This window comes from Halomonas sp. DP3Y7-2 (genome assembly GCF_019800795.1).
GTDB classification, from domain to species: Bacteria; Pseudomonadota; Gammaproteobacteria; order Pseudomonadales; family Halomonadaceae; genus Halomonas; species Halomonas litopenaei_A.
The window spans coordinates 87,197-107,012 of sequence record NZ_JAHVKJ010000002.1 but is presented as its reverse complement, the minus strand read 5'-3'; the positions used below and the strand labels follow the sequence as shown (position 1 = coordinate 107,012).

Annotated in this window: 17 protein-coding genes; 8 read left to right on the top strand and 9 right to left on the bottom strand. The window is 63.1% G+C overall.

The features are described 5' to 3' along the window. Positions 1-3: 3 nt before the first annotated feature. The 7 genes from KUV45_RS03725 to KUV45_RS03695 all read left to right on the top strand — a co-directional run bounded on the left by KUV45_RS03725 (position 4) and on the right by KUV45_RS03695 (position 7,609). The gene (locus tag KUV45_RS03725; protein ID WP_222164107.1) at positions 4-1,236 is read left to right on the top strand and encodes a DegT/DnrJ/EryC1/StrS aminotransferase family protein; all 1,233 of its coding nucleotides are present in this window, start codon (positions 4-6) and stop codon (positions 1,234-1,236) included. A 45-nt stretch (positions 1,237-1,281) separates the two neighbouring features. Further along, entirely contained in the window at positions 1,282-2,265 is a 984-nt protein-coding gene (locus KUV45_RS03720; protein ID WP_222164106.1) for a TRAP transporter substrate-binding protein, read from the top strand. A gap of 86 nt (positions 2,266-2,351) precedes the next feature. Next, a complete protein-coding gene (locus KUV45_RS03715; protein WP_222164105.1) occupies positions 2,352-2,909 on the top strand; it encodes a TRAP transporter small permease in 558 nt (185 codons plus the stop codon). 3 nt (positions 2,910-2,912) lie between these two features. After that, entirely contained in the window at positions 2,913-4,193 is a 1,281-nt protein-coding gene (locus KUV45_RS03710; protein WP_222164104.1) for a TRAP transporter large permease, read from the top strand. Positions 4,194-4,221: 28 nt separating this feature from the next. Continuing rightward, positions 4,222-4,950, top strand: coding sequence for an aspartate/glutamate racemase family protein (locus tag KUV45_RS03705; protein ID WP_222164103.1), 729 nt, complete (start codon positions 4,222-4,224; stop codon positions 4,948-4,950). Positions 4,951-5,071: 121 nt separating this feature from the next. Continuing rightward, a complete protein-coding gene (locus KUV45_RS03700) occupies positions 5,072-6,130 on the top strand; it encodes a YeiH family protein (RefSeq protein ID WP_222164102.1) in 1,059 nt (352 codons plus the stop codon). A gap of 63 nt (positions 6,131-6,193) precedes the next feature. Continuing rightward, entirely contained in the window at positions 6,194-7,609 is a 1,416-nt protein-coding gene (locus KUV45_RS03695; RefSeq protein ID WP_222164101.1) for a Na+/H+ antiporter NhaC family protein, read from the top strand. A 150-nt stretch (positions 7,610-7,759) separates the two neighbouring features. On the opposite strand, the gene KUV45_RS03690 is transcribed toward KUV45_RS03695, so the two are convergent. The 9 genes from KUV45_RS03690 to speB all read right to left on the bottom strand — a co-directional run bounded on the left by KUV45_RS03690 (position 7,760) and on the right by speB (position 18,017). Next, positions 7,760-8,326 carry a DUF805 domain-containing protein gene (locus KUV45_RS03690; RefSeq protein WP_222164100.1) on the bottom strand — a complete coding sequence of 189 codons (567 nt, stop codon included), beginning with the start codon at positions 8,324-8,326 and terminating at the stop codon, positions 7,760-7,762. Positions 8,327-8,813: 487 nt separating this feature from the next. Next, positions 8,814-10,262 (bottom strand): aldehyde dehydrogenase family protein, encoded by a 1,449-nt coding sequence (locus KUV45_RS03685; RefSeq protein ID WP_222164099.1) that lies wholly within the window; start codon positions 10,260-10,262, stop codon positions 8,814-8,816. Between the two features lie 17 nt (positions 10,263-10,279). After that, the gene (locus KUV45_RS03680; RefSeq protein WP_222164098.1) at positions 10,280-11,020 is read right to left on the bottom strand and encodes an MBL fold metallo-hydrolase; all 741 of its coding nucleotides are present in this window, start codon (positions 11,018-11,020) and stop codon (positions 10,280-10,282) included. After that, on the bottom strand, positions 11,017-11,793 hold the full coding sequence (locus KUV45_RS03675) for a carbon-nitrogen hydrolase family protein (protein WP_222164097.1): 777 nt from the start codon (positions 11,791-11,793) through the stop codon (positions 11,017-11,019). The genes KUV45_RS03680 and KUV45_RS03675 overlap by 4 nt, the downstream gene beginning before the upstream one ends. 3 nt (positions 11,794-11,796) lie before the next feature. Next, positions 11,797-13,122, bottom strand: coding sequence for a cytosine permease (locus tag KUV45_RS03670; RefSeq protein ID WP_222164096.1), 1,326 nt, complete (start codon positions 13,120-13,122; stop codon positions 11,797-11,799). 204 nt (positions 13,123-13,326) lie between these two features. Next, positions 13,327-14,946 carry a 5-guanidino-2-oxopentanoate decarboxylase gene (locus KUV45_RS03665; protein WP_222164095.1) on the bottom strand — a complete coding sequence of 540 codons (1,620 nt, stop codon included), beginning with the start codon at positions 14,944-14,946 and terminating at the stop codon, positions 13,327-13,329. Further along, positions 14,943-15,569 carry an HD domain-containing protein gene (locus tag KUV45_RS03660; protein WP_222164094.1) on the bottom strand — a complete coding sequence of 209 codons (627 nt, stop codon included), beginning with the start codon at positions 15,567-15,569 and terminating at the stop codon, positions 14,943-14,945. The genes KUV45_RS03665 and KUV45_RS03660 overlap by 4 nt, the downstream gene beginning before the upstream one ends. 18 nt (positions 15,570-15,587) lie before the next feature. Beyond that, positions 15,588-16,973 carry a YjiH family protein gene (locus KUV45_RS03655; protein WP_206944058.1) on the bottom strand — a complete coding sequence of 462 codons (1,386 nt, stop codon included), beginning with the start codon at positions 16,971-16,973 and terminating at the stop codon, positions 15,588-15,590. A gap of 93 nt (positions 16,974-17,066) precedes the next feature. Continuing rightward, the gene (speB, locus tag KUV45_RS03650) at positions 17,067-18,017 is read right to left on the bottom strand and encodes an agmatinase (protein ID WP_224852151.1); all 951 of its coding nucleotides are present in this window, start codon (positions 18,015-18,017) and stop codon (positions 17,067-17,069) included. Positions 18,018-18,253: 236 nt separating this feature from the next. On the opposite strand from speB, the gene KUV45_RS03645 reads away from it, so the two are divergent. Next, positions 18,254-19,792, top strand: coding sequence for a sigma-54-dependent Fis family transcriptional regulator (locus KUV45_RS03645; protein WP_222164093.1), 1,539 nt, complete (start codon positions 18,254-18,256; stop codon positions 19,790-19,792). The last annotated feature ends 24 nt before the right edge of the window (positions 19,793-19,816 follow it).

The following is a 19,816-nucleotide window of genomic DNA, read 5'->3' as shown; positions in this document are numbered from 1 at the left end:
GCCATGCGCCGTTTTGCCAAATCCTTCACCCAGCAGGAAGCCATCTCTGACGACGCCATCGCCTCGGCAGTCGCTGTGCTCAAGAGTGGTCGCCTGCATCGCTACAACCTGGCCGAAGGCGAGGCCGGCGAAACCGCTTTGCTGGAGTCCGAGTTCGCCGCGAGCCTTGGTGTCGACTATTCACTGGCCTGCGCCTCCGGCGGTTATGCATTGCAGCTGGCGCTGCGCGCCTGCGGCCTCGAGGCTGGCGACAGGGTGCTGTGCAACGCCTTCACCCTGTCCCCGGTGCCCGGCAGTATCGTTGCGGCGGGGGGAGAAGCGGTGCTGGTCGACATCCGCGATGACACCACCGTGGATCCCGACGACCTGGATCGCGCCGCCCGCGAAAGCGGTGCCCGATTCTTTGTGCTGTCGCACATGCGCGGGCACATCGGTGACATGGACGCCATCGTCAAGGTGTGCCGGTCCCATGAGATCGTGCTGATCGAGGACTGCGCCCATACCATGGGCGCCGCCTACGACGGTCGGCCCAGCGGCACCTTCGGCAAGGTTGGTTGTTTCAGCACCCAGACCTACAAGCACATCAATTCCGGTGAAGGCGGCCTGCTGGCCACCTCTGACGCCGAGGTCATGCGTCGCGCGGTGATCCTGTCCGGCTCCTATATGCTGTTCGATCGTCACCTGGCCGCGCCCGCGGCGGACAGCTACGGCGACACCCGCTTGATGACCCCCAACATGAGTGGCCGCATGGATAACCTGCGCGCCGCCATCCTGCGTCCTCAGTTGGCCGAGATGGAAGAGCGCAAGCAGCGCTGGAATGCGCTGTATCGGCGCATGGAACAGCGACTGGGCGACATGGCTCAGGTGCAGACGATAGTGCGCCACGAGCAGGAGGACTTCGTCGGCAGTTCGATCCAGTTCCGCCTGCCGAGGCTGGATGCCGCCACCATCGCGCACTTCGTCGCAGACTGCGAGGCCCGCGGTATTCCTTTGAAGTGGTACGGCAAGCCCCTGCCGGAGGACTACACCAGTCGCTACGACAGCTGGGGCTATCTGCGTGATACCCGCCCCCTGCCGGTGGCGGACCGGGTTCTGGCCACCCTGTGCGACCTGCGCCTGCCGCTGACCTTCGACCAGACAGACTGCGACGACATCGTCGCGCTGATGAGTTCCGCCATGGATCAGGCGGTGCACCACCCCAAGGCAACGCCCGACCAGGCGATCGGCTCGTCCTGAGCCACGCCGAACAACATCAATAACGAGATTTCGGGAGTGATAACAATGTTCAAGAAGACTCTACTGACCGCCGCCATCGTCATGGCGACCACCGCCACCGCCGCCGAAGCCAAGACCCTCAAGGTCGGCATGGGCGATCCCATGGATTCCGACCAGGGGGCCCTGGCCCAGCGTTTCGAGGAGCTGGTCGAGTCGCTGTCCGATGGCGAGATGCAGGTCGAGCTGTTCCCAGGTGGCCAGCTCGGCTCCGAGACCGGGATGATCCAGGACACGCGTATCGGAAAGCTGGACTTTGCCCTGATCGGTGTCGGCAACCTGACCCCCTACGCCCCGCGCCTGGGTGCCCTGACCATGCCCTACGCACTGCGCAGTCACGCCGATGCGGTCAAGGCCACTACTGGTCCACTGGCTGACCAGTGGAATGCCATCGCCGAGGAAGAGGCCGGTGTGCATATCGTCAGCTGGCTGTACTCCAACTTCCGCCACCTGACCAACTCCCAGCGACCGGTGACGACGCTAGCCGACGTCGAGGGGCTCAAGGTGCGGGTTCCCCAGAACGAGATCATGCTGGCCAGCTACGAGGCCTGGGGTGCCAGCCCCATCAGCATGTCCTGGCCGGAAGTCTTCACCGGGCTGCAGCAGGGGGTGATCGATGGCCAGGACAACCCCTACATCGTCAACAGCACCATGAAGTTTCACGAAGTTCAGGATCATCTGACCGAGCTTCACGCACAGTACTCATTGCAGCCTATCGTGATGGGGGTGCGCAGCTACGAGCGACTGTCTGACGAGGAGCGCGAGATTATCGATCGCGCCGGGCTGGAGGCGCAGCTCTACGCCCTTCAGTTCCAGCTGACCAAGGCCTCCGAGGCGCGTGCTGCCATGGAAGCGGAAGGGGTTGAGGTGGCCACCCTGGAAGACGAGGACGAGTGGATCCGCGTCGCCCAGGAAGAAGTCTGGCCGCAGTTCTACGAGGATATCGGCGGCCAGGAAGCCTTCGAGGAAATGCAGGCGGCGCTCGGTCACTGATCGTAGCCGTCTCGGGCGGCGGTCGCTGACCGCCGCCCGGGTCTCGTTGTCATTGCTGCTGCATTCCCGTCGGGAAGGAGGCCTCCATGCTGGCCAAACTCAACTATATCGAAGACTACGCCTGTCGCTTTTTGCTCGGGCTGTTCGTCATTCTGCTGTTCGTCCAGGTAGTCATGCGGGTCACCCTGGGGATCGGGATGGCCTGGATCGAAGAGCTTGCGCGCTACGCTTTCGTCTGGTTCGTCTTTCTGGGCGCGGCCCACGCCGCCCACTTGAGCGCGCATAACCGCCTGCAGACCCATATCAAGCTGATGCCGCGCAAGGTGGCCAACACCCTGCTGCTGCTGGTCGACCTGATCTGGGTCGCCTTCTGCCTGGTGCTGGCCTACAAGAGTCTGGATTTGATCGGACTGTTGCTCGAGTTTCCCTACAACTCTCCGGCCCTGGGCTGGTCGCTGGCATACGTCTACTTTGTGTTCCCCATCGCCTTTACCTTGATGGCACTTCGCGTGCTGCAGGTGCAGTACCTGAAACTGGTCAAGGGCATCGAGCCCGGCGATGTAGACGCCCAGGAGGTGTCCCGGATCACCGAGGAAGAAAGCCACTTGAACGACGGCAAGGCACCGTCCAAGGCGGAGGGCTGAGTCATGGCTGCAACCCTTTTGTTTTCCATGTTCGCCGGACTCCTGTTCTTCGGCACCCCCATCGTGGTGTCCCTCGGCGTGGCCTCCATGGCCGTCTATGTGCTCAACGGCGACGATCTCAGTTCGCTGATCGAACTGGCTTTTTCCGCCATCAATTCCTTTCCGTTGATGGCCTTGCCGTCGTTCATCCTGGCAGGCGCCTTGATGGGGGATGCCGGCATCGCCAGACGCCTGATCCTGATCGCCGAGGAGCTGGCTGGCCCCGCCGCAGGCGGGCTGGGCGCCGCGGCGGTGATGGCCTGCATGTTCTTTGGCGCGATCTCGGGCTCTGGACCTGCCACCACCGCGGCGGTGGGCATGCTGGTGATACCGGCGATGATCGAGCGCGGCTACGGCAAGAGTTATCCGGCGGCGATCACCGCCACCGCCGGTGGTCTCGGGGTGGTTATTCCACCGAGCATGCCGCTGGTGATCTATGGCGTTACGGCCAATGAATCGATCTCGGCGCTGTTCATGGCCGGCGTCATCCCCGGCATCATGCTGGGAGGCGGCTTGATGGTGGCCAATTACATCATTGCCAAGCGTAACGGCTACCAGACCGAGGGAACTTCCTACGATCGCAAGCGGGTGTTTGCGGTGCTCAAGGATGGCTTCTGGTCGCTGATGGCGCCGGTGGTCATCCTGGGCGGCATCTACTCGGGGATGTTTACCCCCACCGAGGCGGCCGTGGTGTCGATCTTCTACGCCCTGTTCGTCGGTGTCTTCATCCACAAGGAGTCGTCACTGCGCGGGCTCAACGAGGCCTTCCAGAGCACCACCTGGCTGACCGGACGGGTGTTGATCATCATGTTCACCGCTACCGCCTTCGGCCGCATCCTGGTCGAGAACCACATCCCGGCGATGATTGCCCAGGGCATCCTGGAAATCACCGATAGCCTATGGCTGGTGTGGATCCTGGTGATCGGCTTTCTGCTAATCGTCGGGATGTTCATCGAGATCCTGGCCACCATCATGATCGTTACGCCGGTGCTGTTGCCGGTGATGGTGGAACTCGGCGTCGACCCCGTGCACTTCGGTATCGTGCTGGTGGTCAGCCTCGGCATCGGCTTCTCGACGCCGCCACTGGGCGAGAACATGTTCATCAGTTCCTCCATCGCCAATGTCTCCATCGAGAAGATATCTGTCCGTGCACTGCCACTGGTGGGTTCGATGGTGATCATCGCGCTGCTGCTGGCGTTCTTCCCCCAGATCAGCCTGTGGCTGCCCAATCTGCTCGGCTTCTGACGCTGTCCCATTTATTCAAGGAACTCCCATGACACCAGCAATCGATAACCCCAGCGGGATCAGCGACCACCTGATGGTCGGTGTCCTCGGCGGCATGGGACCGGACGCCACAGTGGCCTTCATGCAGAAGGTCATCGAGGTGACGCCCGGCGAGGACGACATCGACCACGTACACCTGTTGGTCGATAACAATCCCAAGGTGCCATCGCGCATCAAGGCGCTGATCGATGGCGATGGCGAATCGCCGGCGCCTGCCATCGCCGCCATGGCCAGGCGGCTGGAGCGGGCGGGCTGTGGCTTTCTGGTGATGCCTTGCAATACTGCCCACTACTACTGGTCGGATGCCCAGCAGGCGGTGGACATTCCGGTGTGGCATATCGTCGAGCGCACCCTGGACCGGATTGCCGCTGAGATGCCCGGCGCCAGGGTGGGCATGCTGTGCTCGCCGGCACTGCGCAAGATCGGTCTCTATGAAGGCTTTGTCGAGGACAGAGGGCTAAGTCTGGTCTACCCCGAGAACGAGGGCCGAGTGCTTGACGTGATCCGTGCGGTCAAGCGTGGTGCCGGGCCCGCGCCCGACACCCATGCCGCTCTCGTTGAGGCGGCCCGCGACGTCCAGTCGCGTGGCGCCGACGTGCTGGTACTGGCCTGTACTGAGCTGTCGGTAATCCGCGATGCCCTCGATGGTCATGTGCCGATCATCGATAGCGTACAGGTGCTGGCCGAGGACGTCGTTGTCGCGGCGACAGGCGGCTGATACCTGTCATCAATTGAGACGGTGGCTAATACCGTCATCCTGTTCCTCCAAGAATTGTTTGCCTCCTGCCGAATTTGTCGGCAGGACGGGTTGGCTTACGTCCGTGTTCGGGAGTTGCATCATGACTTCGTCATCTTCATCCACTTGTGGGGTGGCTCCATGGCGGCGCTTGACGCGCCGGCTGTCGTCCCTCAGTCCTGTCGGGCGAGGGCTGCTGGTATGCGTGACCATCGCCCTGGCCACCACCTTTATCGCTGACCATTACGGTGGACCGACCCTGCTCTACGCCCTGCTATTTGGCATGTCGCTGCACTTCTTGAGCGAGGAGGGACGCTGCCTGCCGGGCATCGAGTTCGCCGCACGCACCGTACTGCGCCTGGGTGTGGCATTGTTGGGTGCGCGCATGACGCTCGAGCAGGTCGGTGATCTGGGGCTCGGCCCGGTGCTGACGGTGCTCGCCGCGGTGGGCCTGGTGATCTGCGCCGGTGGTCTGCTGGCCCGGGCGCTTGGCCTGCAGCGTGATCTCGGCCTGCTGACCGGAGGTGCGGTGGCGATCTGCGGGGCTTCGGCGGCGCTGGCGCTGTCGGCGGTGATGCCAAAAAATGAGACCAGCGAGCGCAACACCATCCTTACGGTGGTGGGTGTGACCACGCTGTCCACCATGGCCATGGTGACCTACCCCTTGTTGGTGGGGGTGCTGGACCTCGCCAATACCCAGGCCGGCATCTTTCTCGGTGGCACCATCCACGACGTGGCCCAGGTGGTGGGCGCGGGCTACATCATCTCCGACGAGACCGGGGATGTCTCGACTCTGGTCAAGCTGGTGCGGGTGGCCATGCTTGTGCCGGTGGTGATGGTGTTCAGCTGGCTCTATCGAGCCTCGCGCAAGGATCAAGGCGAGGGCAAGCGTCGGGTACCGATGCTGCCGGGCTTTCTGGTGGGGTTCGTGGCGCTGGTGCTGGTCAACAGCCTGGGGCTGATTCCCGGCAGCGTGAATGACGGATTGTCGGCCCTTTCGCGCTGGTGTCTGGTCACCGCCATCGCCGCCCTGGGCATCAAGACCTCCTTTCAGAAGCTTGCAGTGGTCGGCTGGGAGCCGGTCATCCTGATGGTGCTGGAGACCCTGCTGCTGCTGGCCATCGTGCTGGGGGTGGTGGTCTTCGGCGGACTGGGAAGTTGAGCGTCGGTGTTATGACGCAATGTCCTCCCTGACACACAACAACACAACAAAGGTCACTGAACCATGACAACTCAAGCCTCAACAGCCGCTTCTCCTCCACCCTTATCCTTCCGCGGGGGTACCCTCGGCGCTCTACTGCCATTGTTGGTACTCGTGACGGGGTTGATCTACCTGTCGGTATTCGAGCGTGCCGGGACCAAGCCGTTCTGGGCCTGCGCCTGGGTGGCCATGGGCGTCGGACTGTTTCTCTGTCGGCAGCGCTCCGCTTACTGCGACAGTCTGCTCAAGGGAATGGGCAACTCCACCGCAACGGCGATTATCGCCCTGTGGCTGCTGGCCGGTGTATTCGGCAAGTTGATGGCCGCGGGTGGCTTGATCGATGGTTTGATGTGGCTAGGCGCGTCCATTGGTGCAGAGGGGGCCACCTTTACCCTGATTGCCTTCGCCATGGCCATGGTATTTGCTCTCGGTACGGGGACGAGTACCGGCACCGTCATTGGTCTGTCACCGGTGCTGTACCCGGCGGGGGTGATGTTGGGGGCCGACCCGTCCATGCTGGCGGTGGCGATCCTGTCCGGTGCTGCCTTTGGTGACAACCTGTCGCCGGTGTCGGATACCACCATCGTCTCTTCCTACACCCAGGGTGCCGAGATCGCCGATGTGATCCGTACCCGGCTGCCATTGGCGCTGTCGGCAGCAGGGATATCCATGGTGATCTTCATGCTGTTCGGCGCCAGTGGTGAGGCGTCTTCCGCAACGGCCGAGGTGCCGACCGGCCATGCCTCGGGACTGGTCATGCTGATTCCGCTGGCGGCGGTGGTGGTGTTCGCGATGAAGCGCCGCCATATTGTCGAGGCGATGTTTATCGGCAACCTGGTGGCCATGGCGTGCGCCCTGGGTATCGGTGCCATCGGCCTTGGTGACCTGTTCTCGTTGCCCCAGGCGCGGGGCGAGAGCACCGGGCTGATCGAGAATGGCATTGCGTCGGTGACAGGCGCCGTTCTGTTTGCGTTGATGGTGCTCGCGCTGACGCAGGTGATCCTGGATACCGGTCTGATGGAGCGCCTGCTGGATAGCACCAAGAAGAAGCTGGTCAAGGACCGTGCCAGTGCCGAGACCAGCATCGTGGCGGTGACCATCGCGGCGTCTACACCGCTGTCGGCCAATGCTCCGGCGCTTCTGTTGGTGGGGCCGGGGCTGGTCAAGAGTCTGGCCCAGCAGTTTGGTATCTCCCCCGCCCGCGCCGCCAACCTGATGGACTGTGCGGTATGTACGGTGTTCTTCCTGCTGCCCTGGCACATCGTGGTAGCGGTGTGGCAGGAGGTCATTGCCGCGACTGCCGTTCAGAATGGTGTGGCAGCGCCGTCGGCGTTTGCCTCCTTCTTCACGCCCTACCCCTGGGCCATGCTGGTGGTGCTGGCGCTATCGATCTGGCTGAGGAAGCGCCGGGCAGGGGCGGATCTCGCCGCCACCGCCTGACTCAGGACGCTGCTGCAGCGATGAAACCAAAAAGGCCCCGACGTTATCGTCGGGGCCTTATCGCTATGGGTGCTGGCGTGTCATCGCTCGCATCATTTATCCAGCGCTTTCTGCGTTAGCAGAGTCGACGGGCGGTGAAGCCAACCATGCTCAAAGCAGCACCCCGAGAGGAACGAGAAAAGGCAGAAGGATAAGGCCGAGCAAGCACCAGAACAGCGTCATGCCGGAGGATGTCGGTGGTTCAGGCGCTGGACCATACCGGTTCTCACCACTGGAGCCCTTGACGCAGTAGAGCATGATGAAGATTGCAAGATTGACCAATGGAACCAGAGCGAGAAGTAGCAGCCAACCCGATCGATTCTGGTCATTAATGCGGCGTTTGGCTTGAAGAGTCCAACAGACGGTGAGAGGTATAGAGAGCACGATCGTTAACAATAGTACTGTACCTAGTATTGCTTCTGCTGCTGCTGATTGTGTAGTCACCGCGTAAGCCACAGCGCCTATGTAGGGCCCGTTGACCATCAGAGAGGACAATGTGGTGCGGTTAAAATAGGTGACCCGACCGATACGGCCACGTGTGGACCACCATCCCGTCTTTTTCTCGGAGCCGTGCTGGGTCATAGCTGAGCCATGCTCCGAGTCGGTATTGGAGACTGGTGGGTGGGATGTTTCAGACGTTGCCTGTGGCGAGGTTGCCTTCTCTTGGTCTGTAGACATGTGGTCAACTTCCTTGAAGTCGGGTGGATATAACATACGACTCGCCGCGGAGATGTCGGGTGTTGGCATCACTGGTAATACGGTGGGGCGAAAGTGCAGGGGGGCAGAAAAGTTGCCCCGAGTTATTTGTCAAAAGGTCACCAGTCATCCGGGACTGGTAAGGTAAATAACGTTATATGATGTGTTGGCAGTAATTGTTTGCTACTGAAGGGTGTAGCCTTGGCGTCAACACAACGTGGTAATGATTTAAACAATGGGTAATGTGTAACGAAAGAGGCGTTCTCTTACGAACTAAGCCTTTTGGAAAACTACCCGGGTTGGCATATTTGCCCGTCATTCAGGCTTGCTCGTCGCCGAGGCACGATCACCGACGAGGGAGTCAAACGCCAACGCCGCGGTGTAAGCCGTGCGAGCCCCCCTGCTGGCAGGCGCCAGCAGGGGGGCTGAGGGTGGGGATCTATGGGTGAGGGGATCTACAGATGAGGGATCAGCCGGCGGGACCAATCAGATGCTTGACCTCGAGGTAGCCGGACATGCCCCAGGGTCCTAGTTCACGGCCAATGCCGCTGGCGCCAAAACCACCCCAGCTGGCTTCGGGCATGACCAGCTGCTCCGAGTTGTACCAGATACTGCCGGCACGCAGCGCGCGTCCAACCCGCTTGGCGCGGTCGACATCTGCAGAGATCACGGTGGCGGCAAGTCCGAAGGCGCTGTCGTTGGCAAGCGCGATCGCCTCGGCTTCGCTGTCCACGCTGCGCGCGCACAGCACTGGGCCGAAGATCTCTTCACGCCACAGGCGGCTGTCGGTCGGCACGTCCCGGTACAGGGTCGGGGCGATGAACTCGCCCTGAGCGGGCAGGTCGCGGTGACGGCCATCGCGCACGACGGTGAGGCCTTCCTCGCGGGCCATCTCAAGATAGCGCTCCACGGCTTCACGCTGTCGGGCACTGGTCATCGGTCCCATGTCGGTGCCTTCGACGAGTGGGTCGCCGAGGGTCAGGGCATCGATCCGACTTGCCAGTGCCTGATAGAGGGGCTCTGCCAGAGACCGATGCACGATCAGGCGTGATGTGGCGGAGCAGATCTGCCCCGAGTTGAAGTAGATCCCGGCCATGACCCAGTCGGCGGCGGCATCCACATCGGCGTCATCCAGTACCAGAATCGGCGATTTGCCGCCCAGCTCCAGAGAAACGCCTCGCACGCCATGGGCCGCGGCCTGCATCACCTTTTCGCCGACCACGTTGCTGCCGGTGAAGGACAGCTTGTCGACTCCCTGGTGGGCCGACAGGGGGGCACCAATGCCCTCGCCATCACCCAGCAACAGGTTGAGTACCCCGGCGGGAAGCTTGATGTCGGCGGCGATCTCAGCGATGGCCACTTCGGGCAGCGGGGTGACTTCGGAAGGCTTGAACACGATGGTGCAGCCCGCCGCCAAGGCGGGAGCGATCTTCCAGGCGCTGGTGACCAGCGGGAAATTCCAGGGCGTGATCAGACCCACGACGCCGGCCGGGTCCTCGTAGAGACGCGCGTCGACACCTTCCATGGCATGGTCGACGAGGCGGCCCTGGCGGTCTTCCAGAGCGCGTGCCTGGGTGGCGTAGTAGCGATAGCAGGCGATGGCATCGTCGAGGTCGATGGCCGCCTCGGCCAGGGCCTTGCCATTATTGGTCGAAGATATGCGCATCAGCGCTTCCCGGCGGGACGTCAGGGCCGCGGCAATGGCCTCCAGGTAGTCCGCCCGTCGATGCCCCCCCAGCTCTTGCCAGGCCGGAAGTGCCGCCCTGGCGCTGGCAACGGCGGCGTCGACGTCGGCGGCATCTCCCGCGGTGATTTCGGCAATCTGGGTCTGGCGGTAAGGATCTGTCACGGCCAGGCGGCGACGACTATGGCTGTCGACCCAGGTGTTGTTGATGAACTGTTGTGTCAGTTGTTGCACGAAAGGGCTCCACAAACTCAGGAATGGCGACGCAGCCAGTCGTCGATCAGCGCGTGACAGCGTTCGCCGGAAAAACTGGGAAAATGACCACCATGAACCGTGCGGATGGGCAGACGGCGCAGGCGCTCCAGGCTCCTGGCGTAGTCATCCAGGTCGCTGTGATAAGCGTCTTCGATCAGCTCGCCATCATAGAGGATATCGCCACTGATCAGGGTTCCCGTGGACGCCTCCCACAGGGCAATGCCCCCCGGTGAGTGACCGGGAGTATGCACCACCTCGAGTTGACGGTTGCCCAGGTCGAGGATGTCGCCGTCCTCCAGCACCTCGATACGCGGTGGCGTTGGAATGCGATAGCCACTGTGGGCGTAGGGCGCCGGCGGTAGCTCATCGAACATGGCGTCGTCGAGGAAGGCATCGGCCAGGGTGCGGCGGTTGTCGGGACTCGTCAGGATATCGGCTTCGGCGCGATGCACGTGGCAGCAGTCGAACTCATGGGCGGCACCGATATGGTCGAAGTGGGTGTGGCTCGCCACCGCCACAATCTCGCGTTCGGCCAGCAATGCCACCCTATCGCGAAGCGGCACGGCACCAAGGCCGAAGTCCACCACCAGGTCACGCTCGCGACCTCGCAGGTGCCAGATATTGCAACGGTAGAACGGTTTGATCGCGGGCTCATCGATCAGGGTGATGTCGTCACCCATGCGCTGAGTACGATACCAGCGGTCGGCGCTTCCCCGGGGCAGGGTAAAGCCCGTCATTGGCAGTGTCCCTTCAGCGGGCGAAGATCCTTGAGGTAGTCCTGGTGAACACGACTCTCATGGATACGTTCGAGATCCAGGTCGACGACCAGCACGGCGGCATCATTGCCGAGCCGGCCCAGCACCTCGCCGTCCGGTCCCGCCACCAGGCTGTTACCACAGTAATGCAGGGTGTCCTCGACGCCTGAGCGATTGATACAGGCGACAAAGCGCTGGTTATCCATCGCTCTGGCCCTGATCTGCAGCTGCTGGCGATCTGCATTGGGGACCATGTTGGCGGTCGGTGACAGAATGACCTCTGCTCCGGCCTGGGCCAGGGCCCTCGCCATTTCCGGAAACTCATTGTCGTAGCAGATCATCAGCCCCAGCTTGCCGAGGCGAGTGTCCACGACGCAGAGCTCGTCACCCGGAGCAAAGTACCGGTGCTCGCGGTCCCACAGCTGGCGCTTGTGGTAGCAGGCAAGCTGGTGGCCTTCGTCATCGAGCAGTACCGCTGAATTGGTGAGGCGGCCGTCGGCCTGGCGCAATGCCAGGCCAAACAGCACATGCAGATGATACTGACGTGCCAGCGACGCCACGCGATCGACCAGCGCTCCCTCGTCGGCCAGCTCATCGAGGCGGTCAAATACGTTGTAGCCGGTGAGTGCCAGTTCCGGTAATGCCAGGAGGTCGGCGCCGGCGGCTTCGGCTTGTCTGCACAGGCCCTCCAGGGTACTCAGGTTGGCTGCGATATCGCCGGTAACAGGATCCGTCTGGGCCAGCATCAGGCGCATGGGTCAGTCTCCTTGCAGAACGAAACGTCGGCGGGTGAACAGCACGCATCCCAGCCAGTAAAGGCCACCGGTGATCACGAACACCGGCAGCGAGGCACCGATCGACAGCGGGGCGACCAGGGTCCAGTAGGCCGCCAGCAGGGCACCCGCCAGGTAGGCGCAGATGGCGATGGTCGCCGTTGGCCGACCGAGCTGGCGCGGCGAGCGCAGCAGCTCGGCAGTGTAGCCTTCACGGCCGACCAGGTAGTAGTCGACGATCATTACCGAGAAGGCGGGAATGAACAAGGCGCCGATCAGCAGCAGGAAGTTCTGGAACTGATCGAGGATGCCGGGAATCAAGGCGCCGAACACGGTGACCACGCCGATGACCAGCGCCGGCTTCCAGAATGCCATGCCGGGAGAGACGTTCATGCAGGACAGGGTGGCGCTGTAGACCGCCATGACGTTGGTGGTCATCACCGAGAAGAAGATCACCAGCGCGGCAGGCAGACCAAAGCCGAAGCCGGACAGCAGGCGAGTGGGGTCATAGGTCTGCTCCATGCCGCCGAGCACGGACAGGCCTGACACGGCAGCGCCCAGGCCCATGGCAATCATCGACGCGCAGACATAGCCACCATAGGTGCCAAGTACGGCGATCCGCCCGCTCTTGCAGTTGCGGTTGTAGTCGGCAGAGGTCGAAATCCAGGAGAACGCCGTCGCCACCACGATATCGAAGGCAATGCCGAGGGTAATACCGTTGCGGGATTCGACGGGCATCTCGAACAGTGCGCCGACGTCATAGTGCCGGTTGAGCTGATACACCACGCCGGCGGCCAGTACCATCATGGCCAGCGCTGCCCAGCGCTCGATACGCTCGATACCCAGGTGGCCGCGCAACACGATCAACACCACGATGGTCTCGCACAGTACGGTCATCAACGGCAGGTTGGAGTAGCCGGTGGTGGTCTCGATGGCGTAGTTCAGGCTCATGCCGGCCAGCAACGCCTGGATCCAGCTCCAGGCGATCAGTACCGCCATGTTCACCAGGCTGATGATCTTTGAGCCGGTAGGCCCGTAGGCGCGACGGCTCAGAGCCATGGAAGGAAGCCCTGTCCGTTGGCCCATCAGGCCCACCAGCAGCAGCGGTATGGCCCCGATCAGCGAGCCGATCAAGACCCAGGTCATGGCCACCGGAAAACGCAGGTCGGGGACCAGCAGCATGCCGGTGAGGATCGTGGTCACCACCACGTTGGCACCGAGCCACAGGGCGAAGGTGGCCGTGGCCCCCATGCTCTTGTGCTGGTGTTCGTCCAGGGTGTCGTGGCCAATCAGCCGCTTCAGCGCATTCATCGAAGAGTCCTTTATGGTTGTGATTATGGTGGTGACTACCTTGGCAGCCACCGGGTAGTGCGACCCGTGCAAGGGCTGGTCGGTGGCAGACGACGGGTGATTGCCCAGTTGCCCGAACAGCGTCTAGGGGGTGGCCCGCCAGGGGGGCAGGCAGGGAGCCAATAGCCCCCGTCGACCCAGACGTGTCGACGGGGGCGCGGGACATCAGTGTTCGCCCAATGCATCGTTCCAGGCTGCTGCATCGATCTCGATCAACATCGGCCCATCCTTGGGACGATGCTCAAGAGCGCGCGCCAGCCCCGCGGGGTTCCCGACTCGGGTGGCGGCGCAGCCGAAGCCAGCGGCCAGGGTCTGGAAGTCCGGTGCCTGGATATCGACGCCCAGGCGGGTGACGCCAGCGTTATCCATGAAACGGCGGATTTCTTCGTAGCCCTGGTTATGCCACAGCAGCACGATCACCGGCAGGCGCTCTTCGACGGCACAGGCAAGCTCGGACAGGGTGAACATGATGCCGCCGTCGCCGACGAGCGCCACCACGGGCAGCGACGGCTGGCCGAGGCAAGCGCCCATGGCGGCGGGCAGGCCATAGCCGAGGGTGCCGTAGCCGGTGGAGGCATTGAAGAAGCGGCGCGGCGCATCCTGGCTGACCAGATGGTTGGCCGCATAGGTGGTGGCGCAGGAGTCCCCGACCAGAATGGCGCCAGGAAGGTTGTCACCCAGGGTGTCGAACAGCGGCACGTAGGCGCGGAAGGCCGGATCCGAGGCGAGGGACAGCGCTTCCAGGGCGGCACGGGTACGCGTGTGGCCGTCGCGTTTGAGCGAGCGGCTGGCAAAGCGGCGCGCCAGTGCTTTCAGACTCTCGCTGGCATCGGCGACGATGGCCAGGTCAGCATGCTGATTGCGGGCGAGCTGTTGCGGGTCGAGATCGATGCGGATCAGGCGGCCACCCAGCTCGAAGCCATCATCGAACACCACATCGTAGTCCGTCTCACCCAGCTCTGTGCCAATCGCCAGCACCACATCGGCGTCTCTTGCCAGTTGCCGCACGGCGGGCAACGAGGCATTGGCGCCGAGGTCGAGGGGATGGTCACGACCGAGCAGGCCCTTGGCATTGATGGTAGTGACGGTGGGGGCATCCAGCGCGTCGACCAGCTGACGGGCCGCCTCGGGGGCATCGACACAGCCTCCACCGAGCAGGACCAGCGGCTGGCGTGCCTCGCTTAACCAGGCTTCGGCCTGGTCCAGCGCATCGCTGGCCGGGGCTGCCTTGCTGATGATCGTGCGAGTGGTGCTGCCAGGGGCAGTGACCGGCGCATTGAACAGGTCGATGGGAATTTCGATATGGACGGGGCCCGGGCGAGCACCGTCGAACACCGCAAAGGCGCGCGCCAGGGTTTCCTCAAGGCTGTCGGGATCGAGCACCGTGTGGCTGAAGCGCGAGACGCCAGCGATCAGTTCGCGCTGGCCAGGCAGCTCATGCAGGCGCCCCTGGCCGCGGCCCAGGGTGTCACGGCGATTGACGCTGGAAATCACCAGCATCGGCACCGAGTCTGCCAGCGCCTGTCCCATGGCGGTTGCGATGTTGGTCATGCCGGGACCGGTGATGATGAAGCACACGCCGGGCTTGCCGGTGGAGCGTGCGTAACCATCCGCCATAAAGCCGGCACCCTGCTCGTGGCGCGGCGTGACGTGGCGAACGCCGCTGTCGTTGCCGCCTTCCAGACCGCGATAGAGTTCGATGGTGTGGACGCCGGGGATACCGAAGACGGTGTCCACGTCGTAGGTATCGCGCAGCAGGCGAATCAGCAGTTCAGCGCAGGTCATACGGTGCTTCCTTGGGACATGGGGGGAGTGAGGGCGGGGTCCGGGGCCAGCGAGTAGGGCACCCGGGCAAAGATCCGCCGAACCATGGGCTCGAAGTGCGATAGCGGCAGCGTGTCATAGTCCGGGTCGAACGAAGGACAATCCCAGTCCCGGCAGAACGCCTCGCAGTCGGCGAACCAGGGGTGACCGCGGAAGCGCTCCCTGGCGTCCTTGTCGCCACCGACCTTGTCCCAGTAGTAGTGGCCCTGGAAGACATCGTGGTGCTGGATGATCCAGTGGGTCTTCTCGCTGACGAAAGGGCGCAGGATCGAGGCCGCATAGGCGGCGTGGTCGAACAGCGCCAGTTCGTCGCCGATATCATGCAGCAGGGCAGCGACAATCATTTCTTCATCGGCACCGGCTCGCTCAGCGCGGGTTGCGCTCTGCAGACAGTGATCGAGCCGGCTGATCTGGTAGGGCTGGTGACCCTCGCCCAGGCGGGCAAGGGTCGTCAGGATGGTGTCGGGAAGCCCCGCCAGGTAGTCAGCGTCGTGGGCGGCGATCAGCGCCCAGTCCTCAGCAGTGCTTTCATCGATGCGGGTGAAGGCCGCCTTGCCGGCGGCCTGTGAGTCGTTGGAAGTCATCTCGGGTTTTCTCCCCTGTCAGCCCACCAGCCAGTGGGCCATGACGACGATGATCGGCAGCGTGATGGCGGTGCGCAGCAGGAAGATCACGACCAGCTCCCACAGCTTGAGGGGGATCTTGGATTTGAGCAGCAGCGCGCCGATTTCCGACATGTAGATCAACTGGGTCAGCGACAGACAGGCGATGACAAAACGCGTCAGCTCGCTTTCGATATCGCTGGCCAGTACCGCCGGCAGGAACATGTCGGCGAAGCCGACCAGGGTGGCGGGAGCCGCAGCCTCGGCTTCCGGCAGACCCATCCACTCCAGCACCGGCACCATCGGCATGGACAGCCAGGTAAACAGCGGCGTGAATTCCGCCAGCACCAGCGCGACGGTGCCGATGGCGATGACCAGCGGCAGCAGACCGAAGAAGATATCGGCCACGTTGAACAGTGCCAGGCGGGCAAGCTTGGCCGGTCCCGGAGCGGTTTCGGCGCGGGCGACGGCAATGCCCAGGCTGTAGCGCAAGAGGCTCTGGTTACTGGTGTTCTCTTCCTGAATCTGGCAGCCCACGGGCTCGTAGTAGGTATTCGCCTTGCGCGACAGCGGCGGCAGGCGAGGGATGATGACTGCGGCCACCAGACCTGCCACGACCACGGTCAGGTAGAAGGGAATGAACAGGTGATTGATGCCGATGAAGCTGGTCACCAGCAGCGCAAAGGCGATGGAGACGATGGAGAAGTTGGTGGCGATGGCAGAGGCTTCGCGAGCGTTGTAGTAGCCCTGCTCATACTGCTGAGTGGTGATCAGCACGCCTACGGTGCCGGAGCCCATCCAGGACGCCGTGGCATCGATGGCGCTGCGGCCGGGCAGGCCAAAGATCTTGCGGAACGGGGTGCGCACCATGGAGCCAATGAACTCCATGAAACCGAAGTCGACCAGGAAAGGCAGCAGAATGGCGGCGAAGAAGAAGAAGGTCAGCAGCACCGGCGCAAGGTCGTTGAGCATCACTCCGCCAGTGAAGGAGGCGGTGATCATCTCGGGCCCGACCTGGAAGTAGGTCATCAAGGCAAAAAGGGCGCCCAGCGCGCGCATGACGACCCACAGCGGCGCGATGTCGAACAGCTCTTTCAGGGCACCTTGGCTAGCCCAGCCGGGCTTGGTCAGCTTGACCAGCAGCGTCAGCACCAGCGATAGCGTGAGTACCACCGTGGCAATGGCCGGCAGCGCATCGCCAAGCGTGGCCTTGAGCCAGTCGGCGGCCAAGCCCATGCCGATATTGATGGTGTCGCCTACGGAGAAAGGTACCAGGAACAGCAGGATGCCGATCACAGACGGGATCAGGAACTTGAGCAGACCGTGGGTGCTTAGCTTGCCCCCTTCGGTGGTGATCTTGTCGGCAGAGTGCAGATGGGAAGACATGGGAGGGTCACTCTTTGATGTTGTAGTGTTCGGCGCTCCTTAAGGAGCGCCTCATAGGGACGAACCAGGGCCTCTCCCTGGCCCTGTCAACGGTCAGTCACGGCGCTTGACGCCGGGCAGCACGCACAGCATTTCATACAGCAGGGTGGCCCCCATCAGCGCAGTGTTGCCGCTGGGGTCGTAGGGCGGGGAGACCTCCACCAGATCACCACCCACAATGTTGAGTCCCTTGGCGCCGCGCACGATTTCCAGGCCCTGGGCCGAGGTCAGACCGCCCATTTCGACGGTGCCGGTGCCCGGTGCGACGGAGGGGTCAAGGCCGTCGATGTCGAACGAGATGTAGACCGGGCCATCGCCCATCTGCTCGCGAACCTCAGCCATCAGGGGCTCCAGCGACTTGTGCCAGCACTGCTCGGCCTGCACCACGCGGAAGCCTTGCTGGCGGCACCAGTCGAAGTCTTCAGCGGCATAGCCGGTGCCACGCAGGCCGATCTGCACCACACGGTTGGCGTCCAGCAGGCCTTCTTCCTGAGCCCGGCGGAACGGACAGCCGTGAGCGACTTCTTCACCGAACATGTGCTCGTTGACGTCAGCGTGGGCATCGATGTGGATCAGGCCAACGGGGCCGTGCTTCTTGGCGATGGCGCGCAGGATCGGCCAGGTCAGCGTGTGATCGCCGCCCAGGGTGAGCGGCACACAGTCATGGGCCAGTACCTGGTCATAGAAACCGGAGATGATGTCCAGGTTCTTCGGCAGGTTGAAGGTGTTGATCGGCACGTCGCCGATATCTGCCACCTGCAGGCTGTCGAAGGGCGCGGCCCCCGTTGCCATGTTGTAGGGACGCAGCATGCGCGACTCGTCGCGAATCTGGCGCGGCCCCAGGCGAGTGCCGGGACGGTTGGACGTACCGATGTCCATGGGAATGCCGATGAAGGCGGCATCGAGCCCCTGGGCGCTATCCTGAGTAGGCAGGCGCATCATGGTGGCTGGACCGCCGAAGCGAGGCATTTCGTTGCCGCCGAGGGGTTGGTTGAAGTCGCTCACTGGAACTCCTGACATCGCTGATGAGGTCACCTTGGCCAGACGACTGGCCAGGCATGCATAGGTTTGTTTAAGCAGGAGGTGTGCCAGTTCTGCGATTGTTATACTAAAGGCGCAAAAAATGTGCACGAAGTTGCCGTACACGGAGCGATATCCGGGGCTCGTTGATTCACTATTGAATCAATGGCGGGGCTGGCCGTGATACACTTTTGCATCAATGATGCGTTTATGGATCGCCGATGACTGACGATGCGCTGATACTTAAGACGATTATCGACACGGCGCACGATCACTTCTTTATCGTCGCGCCCGATGGCCATATACGGGACGTCAGTCCCGGAGCGGCGGCGGTCTACGGCATGTCCTGTGAAGAGCTCTGTGCCACCAGCGTGCAGCGGCTCGAAGCGGAGGGCGTGTTGACGCCGTCGGTCAGTCTTGAAGTCATTCGCACGGGCAAACCCACCCAACTGGTGCAGCACACAGGCACCGGGCGGCGGGTGATTGCCCAGGCACATCCGGTGTTTCAAGGCGAGCGCCTTATCGCCGTGGTGAGTCGCTCCATGGACTTGACCGACCTGCAGCTGTTGCAGCAGGAGTACGCGCTGCTGCAGCGACGCTTCAGCGAGCACTTGAGACGCGGTCACGCGATCGAGTCGGAGAGTGGCCTCCAGAGTGGCTTGCAGGAACAGGAGCTGGGGCATCTCGAGGTCAAGAGTCAGCTCATGGGCGAGGTGGCGCTCTTGCTCAAGCGTGTGGCCCCTACCGACGCTACCGTGCTGATGTTGGGAGAGTCAGGGGTCGGCAAGACGGCGTTCGCTCGCCAGCTTCATCGCTGGAGTTCACGCAGGGAAGGGCCGTTCATCGACGTCAACTGCGCCGCCATCCCGGAAAGCCTGTTCGAGTCCGAGATGTTTGGCTACTGCCAGGGCGCCTTTTCCGGAGCGGCCCCCGGTGGCCGCAAGGGGCTGATCGAGCAGGCTGAGGGCGGCACGCTGTTTCTCGACGAGATTGGTGAGCTGCCGCTGTCGGTGCAGACCAAGCTGCTCAAGACCATCCAGGACGGCAGCATCACGCGACTAGGGGACCGAGCGCCCCGGCGCGTCGATTTTCGTCTGGTCGTCGCCACCAATCAGGATCTCTCGGCGCGGGTCGAGGAGGGACTGTTTCGACTGGATCTCTACTATCGGCTGAATGTCATTCCCGTCACCCTGCCGCCCCTGCGCGAGCGGCGAGAGGACATTCCGGGCCTTGTCGAACGTCAGCTTGCGCGGCTCAACCGGCGCTACGGGCGAGACAAGATGCTGGCACGGGACGTCTGGCAGGCCCTGATGGGGTGGGAGTGGCCCGGCAATGTGCGCGAACTGGAGAACGTCATGGAGCGGGCTTGGCTCGCCAGTGACGATGTGATTCAGGCACGCGAAGTGCTGCCCGGCACGCAGGTGCCCGCGGCGGCCGCGCCGGAAGCATCGGGCCAGGTGACGTCCCCGACATTCTCCCCCTCCGCGGTTGCTGCTGGCGCGGCCACGGAGGAGATCGGGCGTGCCTCCGACGACAGCAGGAGCGTGACGGGCTCGAGGAATACGGCGGAGGACATCTGGGCGTCGCCAGGCAGGGGCGACGGGGAGGGTCTGAAAGAGACGCTTGCCCGGGTCGAGCGAGAGATTCTGGCGGACTGCTGCCGAACGCTGTCCAGCACTTACGCCATTGCCGAGCGCCTGGGGATCAGCCAGCCGAGCGTGGTGCGCAAGCTCCGGCAGCATGGGCTCAGAATCGGCTGAGCGGTGCGTGGTCGGCGATGGTAC

Excerpts from the sequence above, each read along its gene's own strand:
- KUV45_RS03725 (WP_222164107.1), top strand. The coding sequence starts at position 4 with ATGCGCCGTTTTGCCAAATCCTTCACCCAGCAGGAAGCCATCTCTGAC.
- KUV45_RS03720 (WP_222164106.1), top strand. The coding sequence starts at position 1,282 with ATGTTCAAGAAGACTCTACTGACCGCCGCCATCGTCATGGCGACCACC.
- KUV45_RS03715 (WP_222164105.1), top strand. The coding sequence starts at position 2,352 with ATGCTGGCCAAACTCAACTATATCGAAGACTACGCCTGTCGCTTTTTG.
- KUV45_RS03710 (WP_222164104.1), top strand. The coding sequence starts at position 2,913 with ATGGCTGCAACCCTTTTGTTTTCCATGTTCGCCGGACTCCTGTTCTTC.
- KUV45_RS03705 (WP_222164103.1), top strand. The coding sequence starts at position 4,222 with ATGACACCAGCAATCGATAACCCCAGCGGGATCAGCGACCACCTGATG.
- KUV45_RS03700 (WP_222164102.1), top strand. The coding sequence starts at position 5,072 with ATGACTTCGTCATCTTCATCCACTTGTGGGGTGGCTCCATGGCGGCGC.
- KUV45_RS03695 (WP_222164101.1), top strand. The coding sequence starts at position 6,194 with ATGACAACTCAAGCCTCAACAGCCGCTTCTCCTCCACCCTTATCCTTC.
- KUV45_RS03690 (WP_222164100.1), bottom strand. The coding sequence starts at position 8,326 with ATGTCTACAGACCAAGAGAAGGCAACCTCGCCACAGGCAACGTCTGAA.
- KUV45_RS03680 (WP_222164098.1), bottom strand. The coding sequence starts at position 11,020 with ATGACGGGCTTTACCCTGCCCCGGGGAAGCGCCGACCGCTGGTATCGT.
- KUV45_RS03675 (WP_222164097.1), bottom strand. The coding sequence starts at position 11,793 with ATGCGCCTGATGCTGGCCCAGACGGATCCTGTTACCGGCGATATCGCA.
- KUV45_RS03670 (WP_222164096.1), bottom strand. The coding sequence starts at position 13,122 with ATGAATGCGCTGAAGCGGCTGATTGGCCACGACACCCTGGACGAACAC.
- KUV45_RS03665 (WP_222164095.1), bottom strand. The coding sequence starts at position 14,946 with ATGACCTGCGCTGAACTGCTGATTCGCCTGCTGCGCGATACCTACGAC.
- KUV45_RS03660 (WP_222164094.1), bottom strand. The coding sequence starts at position 15,569 with ATGACTTCCAACGACTCACAGGCCGCCGGCAAGGCGGCCTTCACCCGC.
- KUV45_RS03655 (WP_206944058.1), bottom strand. The coding sequence starts at position 16,973 with ATGTCTTCCCATCTGCACTCTGCCGACAAGATCACCACCGAAGGGGGC.
- KUV45_RS03645 (WP_222164093.1), top strand. The coding sequence starts at position 18,254 with ATGACTGACGATGCGCTGATACTTAAGACGATTATCGACACGGCGCAC.